Source organism: Burkholderia sp. BCC0398, assembly GCF_902833245.1.
Lineage (GTDB): Bacteria > Pseudomonadota > Gammaproteobacteria > Burkholderiales > Burkholderiaceae > Burkholderia > Burkholderia sola.
In genome coordinates this window covers 1-625 of sequence record NZ_CADFEM010000043.1, presented here as the reverse complement: position 1 = coordinate 625, position 625 = coordinate 1, and the positions used below count along the sequence as shown (strand labels likewise).

The 625-nt window shown below is 66.2% G+C and carries 1 protein-coding gene; it reads left to right on the top strand.

The features are described from left to right. Positions 1–625 (top strand): (Fe-S)-binding protein (locus tag HWX76_RS36885; protein ID WP_244138081.1); only part of this gene is annotated, 625 nt, incomplete at both ends.

Sequence of the window (625 nt, the reverse complement as noted above, 5' to 3'; positions counted from 1 at the left end):
CGGTGCTGCCGCCGGGCTACCTGTGCTGCGGCTATCCGCAGCGCGGCTCGGGGCAGTACGACAAGGCCGAGAAGATCGTCACGGACAACCGCGTGCTGTTCCACCGGGTCGCGAACACGCTGAACTATCTGGACATCAAGACGGTGGTGGTGTCGTGCGGCACGTGCTACGACCAGCTGGCGGGGTATGAATTCGACAAGATCTTCCCGGGGTGCCGGATCATCGACATCCACGAGTTCCTGCTCGAGAAGGGGATGAAGCTCGACGGGGTGACGGGCACGCGCTACATGTATCACGACCCGTGCCATACGCCGATCAAGACGATCGACCCGGTGAAGCTCGTCAACGAGCTGATGGGCGCGGAGAAGGACGGCTACAGGATCGAGAAGAACGATCGCTGCTGCGGGGAGTCGGGCACGCTGGCGGTCACGCGGCCGGACGTGTCGACGCAGGTGCGCTTCCGCAAGGAAGAGGAGATCCGCAAGGGCGCGGCGAAGCTGCGTGCGATTCCGGTGGTGGCGGGCGATGCGCCGGCGCCGGCCGCCGCGGGCGCGAACGGCCCGGACGTGAAGATCCTGACGAGCTGCCCGTCGTGCCTGCAGGGGCTGTCGCGCTACAACGAGGA